The organism is Halalkalibacter lacteus (assembly GCF_036663595.1).
Classification (GTDB): domain Bacteria; phylum Bacillota; class Bacilli; order Bacillales; family Bacillaceae_D; genus Halalkalibacter; species Halalkalibacter lacteus.
On sequence record NZ_JAWRVL010000348.1, the window covers coordinates 1 to 251 of the forward strand.

Sequence of the window (251 nt, forward strand, 5' to 3'; positions counted from 1 at the left end):
GCAGCGAGGATCTGGCCGCCCTGGGTGCCGGTCAGCGTCCACGAGGTGAAGAAGGAGCGCTGGTGGTCGGGGGCGTGCTCGAGGCTCAGTGAGCTGGCGCCGGCCTGCTCACCGGCGGCGGAGAGGCCCTGCATCAGCCGGGCGACCACGAGCAGGACGGGAGCGGCCCAGCCGATCTGGTCGAAGGAGGGCAGGCAGCCGATGAGGAACGTCGACGCGCCCATCAGGAGCAGGGTGAACATGAGCACCTT

At 70.1% G+C, this 251-nt stretch carries 1 protein-coding gene; it reads right to left on the reverse strand.

The features are described 5' to 3' along the window. Positions 1-251: MFS transporter (locus tag SAZ04_RS22610; RefSeq protein WP_332699957.1), on the reverse strand; the 251-nt coding region annotated here is incomplete at both ends.